This is a genomic window from Bradyrhizobium sp. 4 (assembly GCF_023100905.1).
GTDB lineage: Bacteria > Pseudomonadota > Alphaproteobacteria > Rhizobiales > Xanthobacteraceae > Bradyrhizobium.
In genome coordinates this window covers 2,699,057-2,712,507 of record NZ_CP064686.1, presented here as the reverse complement: position 1 = coordinate 2,712,507, position 13,451 = coordinate 2,699,057, and the positions used below count along the sequence as shown (strand labels likewise).

Genomic DNA, 13,451 nt, shown 5'->3' with positions numbered 1-13,451 from the left:
CTTACGCCTTAGGCGTCGAACCGCCTGCCGCCGCCGGCCTCGCGGGTCTGCGCGAGTTCCGCCTTCGCGGGGCCGGTGCGGCAGCGGGCTTGACCCGAATCCGCATCGACCTCCCGTTCTGCTCGTCGATCTCAAAGGAATTGGTCTTTCGCACGAGGTCGCTCAGTTTGCGGAAGCCGAACGTTCTAGGATCGAAATCGGACGCGAGATTGGCAAGTTGGCGACCGACTTCCCCGAGCGTCACCCAGCCGTCCTCGCTCTCCATCTGGGTGATGACCTTCTTGATGATGGGGGTTGCGGCATCGAGCGGCTGAAGCGACGTCGATCTCGAGGCGGGGTCCTGGGTGTTCGCCGGCGCGGGAAGCAGGTTCTCCGTGTAGACGAACCTTCGACAGGCCTGCCGGAAGCTCTCCGGCGTCTTCTGTTCGCCGAACCCAAAGACATCGATGCCCTGCTCCCGGATTCGGGCGGCGAGACGGGTAAAATCGCTGTCCGAGGACACCAGGCAAAAGCCGTCGAAACGGCCGCTGTGAAGCAGGTCCATCGCGTCGATGACCAAGGTGATGTCCGAAGCATTCTTGCCGGTCGTATAGGCAAACTGCTGCTGCGGGATGATGGCGTGCTTCGACAGGATGTCGGCCCAGCCCCTCGACCTGGCATTGGAGAAGTCGCCGTAGATGCGGCGAACGCTGGCCTCGCCGATCTTGGCAATCTCCTCGAAGAGTCCATCGGCGATCTTTGCCGAAGCATTGTCGGCATCAATCAGGACAGCGAGACGGGGCGAACGGAGCTCTGACGGCATGACTTTTCCCACGAGATGAACGTAGCATTAGAAGACGCTCGCGTCGGGATGGCTAGTCCTCGTTCGCCTTGAAGCGTCCCATCCCTTTCAGCACGAAGGGTGCCAGCAGCGCGATCAACGCCAGTGCAAGCAGCGTCGCCGAGATCGGGCTCTGGAGCAGCGTCATGGGATCGCCGAGGCTGATCGCGAGCGCGCGACGCAGCTGGCTCTCGGCGATCGGGCCGAGGATCAGGCCGACCACGACGGGCGCGATCGGAAAATCGAACCGCCGCATCAAAAAGCCGAGCACGCCGAAGCCGGCCAGCATCGACAGTTCGACCACCGACGGCTTTGCGGCGATGGTGCCCATGGTCGCGAACACCAGGATGCCGGCATAGAGCCACGGTTGCGGGATCGCCAGCAGCCGCACCCACAGGCCAACCAGCGGCAGATTGAGCACCAGCAGCATGCAATTTGCGATGAACAGGCTCGCAATCAGGCCCCACACGAGGTCGGGCCGCTCGGCGAACAGCAGTGGCCCCGGGTTGAGGCCGTATTGCTGGAACCCCGCCAACATCATCGCGGCCGTCGCCGAGGTCGGCAATCCCAGCGTCAGGAGCGGCACCAGCGTGCCCGCAGCCGAAGCGTTGTTGGCGGCCTCCGGTCCTGCGACGCCTTCGATCGCGCCCTTGCCGAATTCTTCGGGGTATTTGGTCAGCCGCTTCTCGCAGGAATAGGACAAAAAGGTCGGGATCTCCGCGCCGCCCGCAGGCAGCGCACCGATCGGGAAGCCGAACATGGTGCCGCGCAGCCACGGCTTCCACGATCGCTTCCAGTCTTCCTTGGTCATCCACAGCGAGCCGCGCACCGGCTCGAGCTTCTCCTCGGTGTGGTGGCGGCGCGACGCGACGTAGAGCGCCTCGCCCACCGCGAACAGGCCGACCGCGAGCGTCGTCACCTCGACGCCATCGAGCAGCTCGGGCACTCCGAACGCAAGCCGCGCCTGACCGGTCAGCTTGTCGATGCCGACGAGGCCCAACGTCAGTCCGATGAACAGGCTGGTCAGGCCGCGGATCGGGGAATCGCCGAAGGTCGCCGACACCGTGACGAAGGCGACGCACATCAGCGCGAAATAATCCTCCGGGCCAAAGCGCACGGCGAAATCGACCAGCCACGGCGCGAGAAAGGCAAGCCCGATGGTGGCGATCGTGCCCGCGACGAAGGACCCGATCGCGGAGGTCGCGAGCGCCGGCCCGCCGCGGCCGGCCTTGGCCATCTTGTTGCCTTCGAGCGCCGTCGCCATCGAGGCGCTCTCGCCGGGCGTGTTGATCAAGATGGCCGTGGTCGATCCGCCATACATGCCGCCATAGTAGATGCCGGCGAACATGATCAGCGAACCGCCGGGATCGAGCTTGTACGTCACCGGCAGCAGCAGCGCGACCGTCAACGCCGGGCCGATGCCGGGCAGCACGCCCACGGCGGTGCCGAGGAACACGCCGATCAGGGCGTAGAGGAGATTCATCGGCTGGACGGCGACCGCCATGCCATGGGCCAGCGCCGCGAAAGTTTCCATCACAGCAGTCGCTCCAGGGGGCCGGCCGGAAGGCTCAACGTCAACAGGCGGTCGAACGCGAGATAAATGAGGATCGACATCACCAGGGCGATGGCGGAATCGACGAGGACGGCGCGACGCCCAAATGCTGCCGAGGTCGTGACGAACAGCGCCGACGTCGCCAGGATGAACCCGCCGCCGAAGCCGATGATGCCGATCAACAGCGCAAGACCAGCGAGGATCAAGACCACAGGCACGGGATCGGCGCTCTCGCGCGCCGGCAAATGACCGCGCAGCGCGTCGACGAGATTGCCGATCGCGAGCAGCGCGAGGCCGGAGGCGATCACGACCGGCATGGCTTCCGGCCCCATCCCGTACATCGTGGTCGATTGCAGGCCGCGCGCGTCCCAGACCAGCACCGCGGCAAGACCTGCGAGCAACGCAGCAATGACGACGCCGGCGCGATCAACGCGCTGCGGCGGCTGGACCGGATCGCCTGTGGTCATGACTTGACCAGGCCGACTGATCTCAGCACGTCGGTGACGCGCACGGTTTCCTTCTTCAGGAAGTCGGCGAAGGCGTCGCCGCCGAGATACGCATCCTCCCAGCCCTTCTGCTTGAGGATGTCCTTCCAGGCGTCCGACTTCACCATCTTCTCGACCGCGTCGCTCAGCGTCTTGCGCTGCTCCGGCGTGATTCCGGGAGGCGCGACCACCGAACGCCAGTTGGCGATCACGAGGTCGATGCCCTGCTCCTTGAAGGTCGGGATGTCGCTGCCTGGAATGCGCTTCTCCGAGGTCACGCCGATCGCGCGCAGCTTGCCGGACTTGATCTGCCCGTCATATTCACTGAGGCCGGAAATGCCGGCAGTGACCTTCGCGCCGAGAATGGCGGCGAGCGACTCGCCGCCGCCCGAGAACGGGATGTAGTTGATCTTCTTCGCGTCGGCGCCAACGGCGCCGGCGAACAATGCCGCCATCACATGATCGACGCCACCGGCCGAGCCGCCCGCGAAGGTCACCTTGGCGATGTCGGCCTTCACCGCTGCGGCTAGATCCTGCGCGGTCTTGATCGGTGAATTCGCCGGCACCACGATCACCTGGATTTCCTCGGTGAGGCGCGCGATCGGCGTCACCTGTTCGAGCGTGACGGGTGATTTGTTCATGGCGAGCGCGCCCACCATGACGAAGCCGTTGACCATCAGCTGGTTGCCGTCACCCTTGGCGCCGTTGACGAACTGCGCGATGCCGACGCTGCCGCCTGCGCCGGGAACGTTGGTGACCTGCACGCTGCGTGCGACGCCGGCAGCGACCAGCGCCTGCTGCATCGAGCGCGCGGTCTGGTCCCAGCCACCGCCCGGCGCCGCCGGTGCCATCAGCTTGAGCTCGAGCTGCTGGGCAAAGGCCGGCGTCGCTGCCGCAAGGGTCAGCGCGACGGCTGCGCCGACGAGGCGCGCGGGAAGTTGAAACATGGGACGTCTCCGGGCTTATGCGGACGTTTGCCGCATCGTGTCGTTTGGTCGCATATCAGCCAAAACAGCCGACACTGTCCAGTGACATACCCCGGGTTTCCGATTAGCGGGGTGTCGGAACTGCCCCGCCGAGCGCGGCCGTCAGTTCGGCAGCAACATCACGGACGATCTGCCCGATTTCCGGTAACCGCTGATCGGTCAGCCGGCTCGTCATGCCGGAGACCGAAATCGCCGCGAGCGGCTCGGCGCAGTCGTTGTAGACCACCGCGGCAACGCAGCGCAGGCCCATGCAGGCCTCTTCATCATCCAGCGCGTAGCCTTGCTTTCGGATCTTTTCGAGCTCCTTGAACAGATCGCTCGGCCGCACGATGGATTTCTCGGTCAAGCGTGGCATGCCGTGATGGCGGATGACGGCACCGACGTCCTCGTCGGAATAGGTGGCGAGTACCGCCTTCCCGACGCCGGAGGTCACCATGGGGACGCGGCCGCCGACTTGGGTCAGCGAACGCATGATCTCGCGGCTCTCCATGCGGGTCAGCACGATGATGAACTCGTCGTCGACCATGGCAAGATTAGCGGTCTCGCGGGTAAGATCGCGCAGCTTGCGCAAATAGGGGATGGCCTGGGCGCTGAAATTGCGCCGCCGCGCAAAGCTCGCGCCGACCGTGAAGCTGCGCACGCCGACATGCCATTTGGATTCGGCGCGGTCGAACTGGACGAAGCGGCGGCTTTCCAGCGTGGCGAGCAAGCGGTGCACGGTCGAGGCGGAGAGCCCGGTGCGAACAGCGAGGTCGCTGAGGCGATAGCCCTCGTCGTCCTCGGACAATGTCTCGAGAATCGACAGCGCGCGGTCGACGGATTGCACGCCGCCGTCGCGCACCTCGTTGTCGGCCTCCGATGGCGAGCGGGGCTCGAGAGATTTGCGCCGGATCACGTTCCTGCTCATCGCGACCTGACTGTTCTCGCCTCTCCCCGCACGCGAGGAGAGGCGAAGCGGCATCGTCGACTCAGAGCAGCCCTGCCCCGCGCGCCCATTTGTACTTGGCGCCGAGCACTTCCACCGGCAGCTCGGTCGAGTATGCATAGGCCGGGATGCCGTTCTGGTAGAGATATTCGGCGGCCTCCTCGACCTCCACGTCGCCGGCGAGCGAGGCGACGATCGGCTTCACGAAGCCCTTGGCCTCCATCTCCTTCTTCACCTCGACCATGTTGCGGGCGAACACCATCGGCGGTGTGACGATGGTGTGCCAGTAGCCGAGAATGAGCGAATGGATGCGCTCGTCCGTCAGGCCGAGCTTCACCGTATTGACGTAGGTGATCGGCGGCTCGCCACCGGTGATGTCCACGGGATTTCCGGCCGCGCCAAACGGCGGGATGAACTTGCGGAAGGCCGCATCCAGATCCGCCGGCATCGCCATCAGCGACAGGCCGTTGTCGACGCAGGAGTCCGACAGCAGCACGCCCGAGCCGCCGGCGCCGGTGATGATCAGCACGTTCTCGCCCTTCGGCGTCGGCAGCACCGGCACGCCCCGCGCGAACTCGAGCAGCTGCCGCAAGCTACGGGCGCGGATCACGCCGGACTGCGCCAGGACATCCTCGTAGATCTTGTCGTTGCCGGCGAGCGCGCCGGTGTGCGACGAGGCCGCCTTCGCACCGGCCGAGGTGCGGCCGGCCTTGAGCACGATGACCGGCTTCTTCTTGGAGACGCGTTTTGCCGCTTCCGCAAAGGCGCGGCCGTCCTTGAGGTCTTCGCAGTGCTGCGCGATCAGGTTCGTATTCGGATCCTGCTCGAAGAAGGCAAGCAGATCGTCCTCGTCGATGTCGGACTTGTTGCCGAGGCCGACGATCGCCGACACGCCCATCTTGGCCGAACGGGAGAAGCCGATGATGGCCATGCCGATGCCGCCCGATTGCGAAGACAGTGCCGCATGGCCCTTGACGTCATAGGCGGTGCAGAAGGTCGCGCAGAGATTGGCAGGCGTATAATAGAAGCCGTAGATGTTCGGCCCCATCAGGCGGATGTCGTATTTCCTGCCGACTTCGACGATCTCGGCCTGGAGCTCCGGCGCGCCGGCTTCCGCGAAGCCCGACGGGATCAGGACCGCGCCGGGAATTTTCTTCTCGCCGCATTCGGTGAGCGCCGCGGCCACGAACTTCGCGGGAATTGCGAACACCGCGGTGTCGATCACGCCGGGCACGTCCTTGACGCTCTTGTACGCCTTGTAGCCGAGGATCTCGGCGGCCTTGGGATGGATCGGGTAGATGTCACCCTTGTAGCCGCCGTTGATGAGGTTCTTCATCACGGAATTGCCGATTTTGCCGTCTTCGGCCGAAGCGCCGACCACGGCAACCGCCTTCGGCTGCATGATGCGGCTCATCGCCGCGACGATCTCTTCGGTCGGGCGCGGCTTCGGCTTGGGCACGTAAGCGAAGTCGACGACGATGCGGACGTCGGCCGCGATCGCGTCCTTGGCCGTCGCGAACACCGGGTTGAGATCGAGCTCGACGATCTCGGGGAAATCGGTGACAAGCTGCGAGACCTTGACGATGACATCGGCGAGCGCGGTGCGGTTCACCGGCTCGCCGCCGCGAACGCCCTTCAAAATTTCGTGCGCCTGGATGCCGTCGAGCATCGACAGCGCATCTTGCTTGGTCGCGGGTGCGAGGCGGAAGGTGATGTCCTTCAGAACTTCGACCAGCACGCCGCCGAGGCCGAAGGCAACCAGCTTGCCGAACGAGGCGTCGGTGATCGACCCGACGATCACTTCGGTGCCGCCGGCCAGCATCTGCTGCACCTGGACGCCCTCGATCTTGGCGTCGGATTTGTACTTCCTGGCGTTGCCGAGAATGGTCTCGTAGGCCTTCTCGGCGTCCTCGGCCGACTTGAGGCCAACGATGACGCCACCGGCTTCGGTCTTGTGGAGAATGTCCGGCGAGACGATCTTCATCACCAGCGGGAAGCCCATCGAGGCGGCCATCTTGCCGGCCTCGCCGGCCGACTTCGCCACCCCCTCCTTCGGCACCGCAATGCCATAGGCGTCGCAGACCAGCTTACCTTCCGGCGCGGTCAGGCTGGTGCGCTTGTCCGCCTTGACCTGGTCAAGCACCTTGCGGACGGCATCTTTGGAATTGGACATGTGGCTTCTCCCTTGACCTTGGTTCTTGCGTTCTCAAAGCGCGCGCGTGTTGCGGCTGCCCGTGATGCTTTTCCATTCGCCGCGCTCTGTTCCATCGCGCGGAACGGAGTGGCATAAAGCCGAGATTACTCCGCCGGCTTGGATCAAAAATGGCTGGCGATGGCATTTGGTATGCCAGAAGCCAACTTGTCAAGCTGCAGCGCACCTTAGAACGCTGCAAAAAATAGGCAGCTTGACATTCTGGTATTTGGTATGCCAAAAACTTTCCCGTTAATAATCCTGTAAAAGACGACTCCCACTGGAGGAGATTCGTCGTGTCACTGCGGAAACCAACCAAGGCGTTGCCGAACATGGCCGAGGCAGATATCGCAATCGTTCGTATTGCCCCGGAGTCGAGCTTCAAGAACAAGGCGTATGACGCCTTGAAGGAAGCCATCCTCAAGATGGACATCTACTCGACGCCCGAGCCGGTGATGCTCGACGAGCGCGCGTTGTCCGAGCGCCTGGGCGTGAGCCGCACGCCGATCCGCGAAGCCATCGCGATGCTCGAGCAGGACGGTTTCGTGAAGACGGTTCCGCGCCGCGGCATCATGGTGGTGCGAAGGACCAAGAGCGAGATCGTCGACATGATCCGCGCCTGGGCGGCGCTGGAGAGCATGGCGGCCCGTCTCATCACCGCCACGGCGCGCAAGAAAGACATCACGGCGCTGCGCGACTACTTCAAGGATTTTGGCAAAGACCGCCTCCCCGAGGATCATGTCGAGGAATATTCGCGCGCCAACATCGCCTTCCACCAGGCGCTGATCTCGCTGTCGGAATCGCCGGTGCTGGTCGATCTCACCAACGACCTGCTGCTGCACGTGCGTGGCTATCGGCAACTGACCATCGGACGCAAGGACCGCACCGCGACGTCGTTACCCGAGCATCTCGGCATGATCGAAGCCCTGGAGGCGCGCGATACCGAACTCGCCGAGAAGCGCGCCCGCGATCACACCCTTGGCCTTGCCGCTTACGTCGAAGCGCATGGTCAGGAACTCTTCTAGCCAGCAACGTTCACCAGAAGGGCGAGGCATCGCCCCCAAAAGCCTGAAACGGCATCTTGAGATCAGGGAGACAAGGCCCATGCTGAATACCGCGACCAAGTCCGAAGCACCGGGCACCGAGCAGGAATTGACGGATGGTTTTCATCTCGTCATCGACGCGCTCAAGCTGAACGGCATCAACACCATCTACAATGTGCCGGGCATCCCGATCACGGATTTGGGTCGCATGGCCCAGGCGGCCGGTATTCGCATGATTTCGTTCCGCCACGAGCAGAACGCCGGTTATGCGGCGGGCATCGCCGGCTACCTCACCAAGAAGCCCGGCATCTGCCTCACCGTCTCCGCGCCCGGCTTCCTCAACGGTCTCACCGCACTCGCGCACGCCACCACCAACTGCTACCCGATGATCCTGATCTCGGGCTCCTCCGAGCGCGAGATCGTCGACCTCCAGCAGGGCGACTACGAAGAGATGGACCAGCTCGCGATCGCCAAGCCGCTGTGCAAGGCAGCCTATCGCGTGCTGCACGCCCAAGACATCGGCATCGGGCTTGCCCGTGCCATCCGTGCCGCCGTCTCCGGCCGTCCCGGCGGCGTCTATCTCGACCTTCCGGCAAAACTGTTCGGGCAGGTAATGAACGCCGATGCCGGCCGGAAGTCGCTGGTCAAGGTGATCGACGCGGCTCCCGCGCAGATCCCCTCGCCCGCTTCGATCAAGCGCGCGCTTGATGTTTTGAAGAGCGCAAAACGTCCGCTCATCATCCTCGGCAAGGGCGCGGCCTACGCGCAGGCCGATGAGGAGATCAAAACCTTCGTCGAGAAGAGCGGCATCCCCTTCCTGCCGATGAGCATGGCCAAGGGCCTCCTCTCCGATACGCATCCGCAGTGCGCAGGCGCCGCCCGCTCGACGGTGCTGAAAGAATCCGACGTCGTGCTGCTGATCGGCGCCCGGCTGAACTGGCTGCTCTCGCACGGCAAAGGCAAGAACTGGGGCGAAGCGCCCAAGAAGTTCATCCAGGTCGACATCGAGCCCAGGGAAATGGACTCCAACGTCGAGATCGTCGCGCCCGTCGTCGGCGACATCGGCTCGGTCGTCTCCGCCTTCAATCAGGCGATGGCTTCGGGCTGGACCGCCCCGCCGGCCGAATGGACCAAGGCGATTTCGACCAAGCGCGAAGAGAACGTCGCCAAGATGGCGCCGAAGCTCATGAACAACAAATCGCCGATGGACTATCACGGCGCGCTCGGCGTGCTGAAGAACGTCATCAAGGATCATCCCGAGGCGATCCTCGTCAACGAGGGCGCCAACACGCTCGACCTCGCCCGCGGCGTCATCGACATGTACAAGCCGCGCAAGCGTCTCGACGTCGGCACCTGGGGCGTGATGGGTATTGGCATGGGTCAGGCGATCGCGGCGGCTCTCGAGACAGGCCATCCCGTGCTCGCGGTCGAAGGCGACTCGGCCTTCGGCTTCTCCGGCATGGAGGTCGAGACCATCTGCCGTTACAATTTGCCGATCTGCGTCGTCATCTTCAACAATGACGGCATCTATCGCGGTACCGACGTCAACAGCGTCAACGCCGATCCGGCGACGACCGTGTTCGTCAAGGGCGCCCGCTACGACAAGATGATGGAAGCCTTCGGCGGCATCGGCGTGAACGCGACCTCGCCGGACGAGCTCAAGCGCGCCGTCAACGAAGCCATGGCCTCGGGCAAGCCGACGCTCATCAACGCCGTGATCGATCCAGCCGCCGGTTCCGAAAGCGGCCGCATCGGCAACCTCAATCCGCAGAGCGTTCTGCAGAAGAAGAAGTAAGCACTCCCCTTCAACCCATAAGGTCCCTGCGGGTGCAGGGGTAGATCAGAGTACGGAGCAACACGATGACAAAAGCGCTCGAGGGCGTTCGCATTCTCGACTTCACCCACGTCCAGTCCGGGCCGACCTGCACGCAGTTGCTCGCATGGTTCGGCGCCGACGTGATCAAGGTGGAACGTCCAGGTGTCGGTGACATCACCCGCGGCCAGCTGCAGGACATCCCGAACGTGGACAGCCTGTATTTCACCATGCTCAACCACAACAAGCGCTCGATCACGCTCGACACCAAGAACCCCAAGGGCAAGGAAGTCCTCACCGAGCTGATCAAGAAGTGCGACGTGCTGGTCGAGAACTTCGGTCCCGGCGTGCTCGACCGCATGGGCTTCCCCTGGGAGAAGATCCAGGCGATCAACCCGAAGATGATCGTCGCCTCGATCAAGGGCTTCGGTCCCGGACCGTACGAAGACTGCAAGGTCTATGAGAATGTCGCACAGTGCACCGGCGGCGCCGCCTCCACCACCGGCTTCCGCGACGGCCTGCCGCTGGTCACCGGCGCGCAGATCGGCGACAGCGGCACCGGTCTGCATCTGGCGCTCGGCATCGTCACCGCACTCTATCAGCGCACCCATTCCGGCAAGGGCCAGAAGGTGACGGCCGCGATGCAGGACGGCGTGCTCAACCTCGCGCGCGTCAAGCTGCGCGACCAGCAGCGCCTCGCCCATGGTCCACTCAAGGAATACAGCCAGTTCGGCGAAGGCATTCCGTTCGGTGATGCCGTGCCGCGCGCGGGCAACGATTCCGGCGGCGGCCAGCCCGGCCGCATCCTGAAGTGCAAGGGGTGGGAGACCGATCCCAACGCCTACATCTACTTCATCACCCAGGCCCCGGTCTGGGAGAAGATCTGCGACGTGATCGGTGAGCCCTCCTGGAAGACCGATCCGAACTACGCCAAGCCGGCCGTCCGCCTGCCGCGCCTCAACGAAATCTTCGGCCGCATCGAACAGTGGACGATGACGAAGACGAAGTTCGAGGCGATGGAAATCCTCAACAAGGACGACATCCCCTGCGGCCCGATCCTGTCGATGAAGGAGATCGCCGAAGACCAGTCGCTGCGCGCGACCGGCACCGTGGTCGAGGTCGACCACCCCACCCGCGGCAAGTACATCTCGGTTGGCAACCCGATCAAGCTGTCGGACTCCCGGAGCGAGGTGGAGCGCTCCCCGCTGCTCGGCGAGCACACTGACGAGATCCTGCGCACCGTGCTTGGCTTCTCGGACCATCAGGTCGCCGATATCCACAAGTCCGGCGCGCTCGATCCGCCGCAAAAGCAGGCCGCGGAGTAAGCGGGCTTATCTCACGACGCGAAAGGCCGCCCGGCTTCGGCGGCCTTTTTGTTGGCGCGCAAAGGCTGCATCGCACGATCGGCGCGCTTGCCGCGCCGCCAAGGCTGGATTAAAGATTGTTTCGCGAGGAACAGATGCGGTGGCCGGCCGTTACTCCTCGACCGGCGTGCTCCCGGAAATGCGAGCATGCCCGGAAAAGCCAGCATGCAATCTCCACGGCGAGTGCAGCACGCCTCGCAAAGACCCTGCCCCACGCTGAAGAACTGGTCGCCTCCGCTTCCGAGGATGGCAAGTCGGCCTTTCAGTTCGGGCACAGGTGGCGTCGCGTCCGGCACTCGCCAGGACCACGCTCGTTGATCAAATTGAGGGCTTAAATGTCGAAAGATCAATCCTCTGATCGCGCCAAGCGTGAAGCCAACAAGGCGTTCAAGCCTGCGACAACGCAGAAGCCGATCAATGACTATGCGAAGGATCAGAACTCCTTCAACGAGAATCGCGAACGGCTGAAAGCGGAGCGATTGGCCCGGGAGGCGAAGCCGGGAAGCGGCTCCGAATAAGAGCGTCGGTCCCAGACTCCGATCGCGGATTGCGCTGAAGGCGCGGCACTGAAATCTGCGCCTGCCCTACAGCATCGATAGCACGACGATTCCGTCTTCGACTGCACCAGAAGCGAGCCGCGCCCGCGCCATGCGCTCGAACTCGGTCCGGTTCTTGCGAAGATAACTGAAAGCCTGCTTCTGCGTCAGGAAGGTCGTCGCAAGACGGCACATCTGTCGTCCCGCGCCAAGCGCGAGAAAGAAGGTGATGGTGCCTCCGCCATCCGACTTGATTCTAGGCACGACCCGCACTCTTTGGCATGTGATCGGCCCTCTCCGAGGTGTCGTCGGCGCAATGGAAGCCAGCTATGGCGTCACCTTCTTCTTGCGCTTCGTCGGGGTGGCGGCGGGCAATGATGCCTGAAGGGCGGCGTCTGCCGCTTCCTTGGCTTCGCGCAGCTCTCGAAGCCGCGCCATGTTCTTGCGAACATCGACGGCTTGCTTTCCAACATCCACCATCGCCCGAGCGCCTTCCTCTGCGGCCAACCGCTGACGGTTAGTACGCGCGATGCTTTCGGGTGACGGTTCGGCCGGTCTCTTGGCGCTCATTATTCACCCTGCTCTGCAACGGACAAAAACCCGCTCAATCCTGGGATCGAGCGGGTGGCATGGCCGTTTCAGCACATCCGTGAAACGGCACCAAGGCTTTAGGCCAGCGAGAGATTCTCGGCGCTGACCTTGCCCCGCATCTTGTCGGTCTTGAGCTCGAAGTTGACCTTTTGGCCTTCAGCGAGACCTGCAAGACCAGCCCGCTCGACCGCGCTGATGTGAACGAACACATCGTTGCCGCCGTCGTTCGGCTGAATGAATCCAAAGCCCTTCTGGCCGTTAAACCACTTCACAGTACCTGTCGTCATTTTCTTCTCCAAAGCGCATACGCGCAGGTTCCGCGTGCTCGTCACGCAGAACAAATTCTATTCGTCGATGTCTATGGAAAAGGAGCCCGCGGGCGCATTCAACAAGGCACAGCGGCTGAACGAACAGCCTCAACGTATACCACATCCTCGCTATTTGCAAGGCTTGGCCGAATTTAACGGCTCGGGAGCCCGGCGGTAGGCACAGGACGTGTGCTATTCGGCGCTCATCGTTCGCCGCCGGCGAGCTGCTTTGGGAGGGCTGCCGAGCGCCACATGCGTGGATCCATCAAAAAATTCGAGATGCCCCGTCGGATCGGCGGCACCTCGTCCGTCATCTGGACATGAACGGGCAATAGACGCTGACGTCGAGCCCGGCGCTTCACGAGGAAGACTGATCATGCCCAGCACTGTCCACCTGCACCGCGTTCTCACGACCAGCCCGCAGAAAGTCTATCGCGCCTTCCTGGAGGCGGATGCGCTGGCGAAATGGCTTCCGCCGAACGGCTTCACCTGCACCGTCCATCATTTCGAGCCGAAGGTCGGGGGCACGTTCAAGATGTCGTTCCGCAACTTCACGACGGGCAACAGCCACGCCTTCGGCGGCGAATATCTCGAGCTCGTCCCCGGCGAACGTCTCCGCTACACCGACAGGTTCGACGATCCCAATCTGCCGGGCGAGATCCAGGTCACCGTGATCCTGAAGAAAGTATCCGTCGGCACTGAGCTGGATATCACGCAGGCCGGCATACCCGACGTCATCCCGCCGGAGGCATGTTATCTCGGCTGGCAGGAATCGCTGCGCAATCTGGCGAAGCTCGTCGAGCCTGAGATCAAGCAATAGCGACCGGACGGGACTTA

Annotated in this window: 15 protein-coding genes; 5 read left to right on the top strand and 10 right to left on the bottom strand. The window is 63.5% G+C overall.

From position 1 onward, the window contains the following. Nucleotide 1: 1 nt before the first annotated feature. From IVB45_RS12420 to IVB45_RS12395, 6 genes are all read right to left on the bottom strand, one after another. The gene (locus IVB45_RS12420; RefSeq protein ID WP_247359821.1) at nucleotides 2–802 is read right to left on the bottom strand and encodes an NYN domain-containing protein; all 801 of its coding nucleotides are present in this window, start codon (nucleotides 800–802) and stop codon (nucleotides 2–4) included. Nucleotides 803–854: 52 nt separating this feature from the next. Then, complete coding sequence (locus IVB45_RS12415; RefSeq protein WP_247359822.1) at nucleotides 855–2,354, bottom strand: tripartite tricarboxylate transporter permease; 1,500 nt, start codon at nucleotides 2,352–2,354, stop codon at nucleotides 855–857. After that, nucleotides 2,354–2,839 carry a tripartite tricarboxylate transporter TctB family protein gene (locus tag IVB45_RS12410; RefSeq protein WP_247359823.1) on the bottom strand — a complete coding sequence of 162 codons (486 nt, stop codon included), beginning with the start codon at nucleotides 2,837–2,839 and terminating at the stop codon, nucleotides 2,354–2,356. The genes IVB45_RS12415 and IVB45_RS12410 overlap by 1 nt, the downstream gene beginning before the upstream one ends. Beyond that, entirely contained in the window at nucleotides 2,836–3,804 is a 969-nt protein-coding gene (locus IVB45_RS12405) for a tripartite tricarboxylate transporter substrate binding protein (protein WP_018458586.1), read from the bottom strand. Before IVB45_RS12405 ends, IVB45_RS12410 begins: the two co-directional genes overlap by 4 nt. A 103-nt stretch (nucleotides 3,805–3,907) precedes the next feature. Next, nucleotides 3,908–4,750, bottom strand: a complete 843-nt coding sequence (locus IVB45_RS12400) for an IclR family transcriptional regulator (RefSeq protein ID WP_247360155.1) — start codon at nucleotides 4,748–4,750, stop codon at nucleotides 3,908–3,910. 61 nt (nucleotides 4,751–4,811) lie between these two features. Beyond that, a complete protein-coding gene (locus IVB45_RS12395; RefSeq protein ID WP_247359824.1) occupies nucleotides 4,812–6,941 on the bottom strand; it encodes an acetate--CoA ligase family protein in 2,130 nt (709 codons plus the stop codon). A gap of 350 nt (nucleotides 6,942–7,291) precedes the next feature. Here IVB45_RS12395 and IVB45_RS12390 point away from each other — a divergent pair, with 350 nt between their 5' ends. The 3 genes from IVB45_RS12390 to frc all read left to right on the top strand — a co-directional run bounded on the left by IVB45_RS12390 (nucleotide 7,292) and on the right by frc (nucleotide 11,140). Further along, entirely contained in the window at nucleotides 7,292–7,984 is a 693-nt protein-coding gene (locus IVB45_RS12390; RefSeq protein WP_197031202.1) for a GntR family transcriptional regulator, read from the top strand. A 79-nt stretch (nucleotides 7,985–8,063) separates the two neighbouring features. Next, nucleotides 8,064–9,797, top strand: a complete 1,734-nt coding sequence (gene oxc / locus IVB45_RS12385; RefSeq protein WP_247359825.1) for an oxalyl-CoA decarboxylase — start codon at nucleotides 8,064–8,066, stop codon at nucleotides 9,795–9,797. A gap of 65 nt (nucleotides 9,798–9,862) precedes the next feature. After that, nucleotides 9,863–11,140 (top strand): formyl-CoA transferase, encoded by a 1,278-nt coding sequence (gene frc, locus IVB45_RS12380; protein WP_247359826.1) that lies wholly within the window; start codon nucleotides 9,863–9,865, stop codon nucleotides 11,138–11,140. An 11-nt stretch (nucleotides 11,141–11,151) separates the two neighbouring features. Here the strand turns inward: frc and IVB45_RS12375 are convergent, their stop codons facing one another. Continuing rightward, nucleotides 11,152–11,346: a hypothetical protein gene (locus IVB45_RS12375; protein WP_247359827.1), complete on the bottom strand. Its 195-nt coding sequence runs from the start codon at nucleotides 11,344–11,346 to the stop codon at nucleotides 11,152–11,154. A gap of 168 nt (nucleotides 11,347–11,514) precedes the next feature. Between IVB45_RS12375 and IVB45_RS12370 the strand changes: the two genes are divergently transcribed. Next, entirely contained in the window at nucleotides 11,515–11,697 is a 183-nt protein-coding gene (locus tag IVB45_RS12370) for a hypothetical protein (protein ID WP_007608360.1), read from the top strand. A gap of 66 nt (nucleotides 11,698–11,763) precedes the next feature. Here IVB45_RS12370 and IVB45_RS12365 read toward each other — a convergent pair whose 3' ends face one another. The 3 genes from IVB45_RS12365 to IVB45_RS12355 all read right to left on the bottom strand — a co-directional run bounded on the left by IVB45_RS12365 (nucleotide 11,764) and on the right by IVB45_RS12355 (nucleotide 12,593). After that, nucleotides 11,764–11,988 (bottom strand): hypothetical protein, encoded by a 225-nt coding sequence (locus IVB45_RS12365; RefSeq protein ID WP_027569146.1) that lies wholly within the window; start codon nucleotides 11,986–11,988, stop codon nucleotides 11,764–11,766. 54 nt (nucleotides 11,989–12,042) lie between these two features. Continuing rightward, entirely contained in the window at nucleotides 12,043–12,285 is a 243-nt protein-coding gene (locus IVB45_RS12360) for a hypothetical protein (RefSeq protein WP_007593322.1), read from the bottom strand. Between the two features lie 98 nt (nucleotides 12,286–12,383). After that, nucleotides 12,384–12,593 (bottom strand): cold-shock protein, encoded by a 210-nt coding sequence (locus IVB45_RS12355; protein ID WP_007593324.1) that lies wholly within the window; start codon nucleotides 12,591–12,593, stop codon nucleotides 12,384–12,386. A 397-nt stretch (nucleotides 12,594–12,990) separates the two neighbouring features. Between IVB45_RS12355 and IVB45_RS12350 the strand changes: the two genes are divergently transcribed. Continuing rightward, on the top strand, nucleotides 12,991–13,434 hold the full coding sequence (locus tag IVB45_RS12350; protein ID WP_027569145.1) for an SRPBCC family protein: 444 nt from the start codon (nucleotides 12,991–12,993) through the stop codon (nucleotides 13,432–13,434). Nucleotides 13,435–13,451: the final 17 nt, after the last annotated feature.

Bases quoted from the DNA above. Each gene is read 5' to 3' on its own strand.
- IVB45_RS12420 (WP_247359821.1), bottom strand. From the start codon at position 802: ATGCCGTCAGAGCTCCGTTCGCCCCGTCTCGCTGTCCTGATTGATGCC.
- IVB45_RS12415 (WP_247359822.1), bottom strand. From the start codon at position 2,354: ATGGAAACTTTCGCGGCGCTGGCCCATGGCATGGCGGTCGCCGTCCAG.
- IVB45_RS12410 (WP_247359823.1), bottom strand. From the start codon at position 2,839: ATGACCACAGGCGATCCGGTCCAGCCGCCGCAGCGCGTTGATCGCGCC.
- IVB45_RS12405 (WP_018458586.1), bottom strand. From the start codon at position 3,804: ATGTTTCAACTTCCCGCGCGCCTCGTCGGCGCAGCCGTCGCGCTGACC.
- IVB45_RS12400 (WP_247360155.1), bottom strand. From the start codon at position 4,750: ATGAGCAGGAACGTGATCCGGCGCAAATCTCTCGAGCCCCGCTCGCCA.
- IVB45_RS12395 (WP_247359824.1), bottom strand. From the start codon at position 6,941: ATGTCCAATTCCAAAGATGCCGTCCGCAAGGTGCTTGACCAGGTCAAG.
- IVB45_RS12390 (WP_197031202.1), top strand. From the start codon at position 7,292: ATGGCCGAGGCAGATATCGCAATCGTTCGTATTGCCCCGGAGTCGAGC.
- oxc (WP_247359825.1), top strand. From the start codon at position 8,064: ATGCTGAATACCGCGACCAAGTCCGAAGCACCGGGCACCGAGCAGGAA.
- frc (WP_247359826.1), top strand. From the start codon at position 9,863: ATGACAAAAGCGCTCGAGGGCGTTCGCATTCTCGACTTCACCCACGTC.
- IVB45_RS12375 (WP_247359827.1), bottom strand. From the start codon at position 11,346: ATGCTGGCTTTTCCGGGCATGCTCGCATTTCCGGGAGCACGCCGGTCG.
- IVB45_RS12370 (WP_007608360.1), top strand. From the start codon at position 11,515: ATGTCGAAAGATCAATCCTCTGATCGCGCCAAGCGTGAAGCCAACAAG.
- IVB45_RS12360 (WP_007593322.1), bottom strand. From the start codon at position 12,285: ATGAGCGCCAAGAGACCGGCCGAACCGTCACCCGAAAGCATCGCGCGT.
- IVB45_RS12355 (WP_007593324.1), bottom strand. From the start codon at position 12,593: ATGACGACAGGTACTGTGAAGTGGTTTAACGGCCAGAAGGGCTTTGGA.
- IVB45_RS12350 (WP_027569145.1), top strand. From the start codon at position 12,991: ATGCCCAGCACTGTCCACCTGCACCGCGTTCTCACGACCAGCCCGCAG.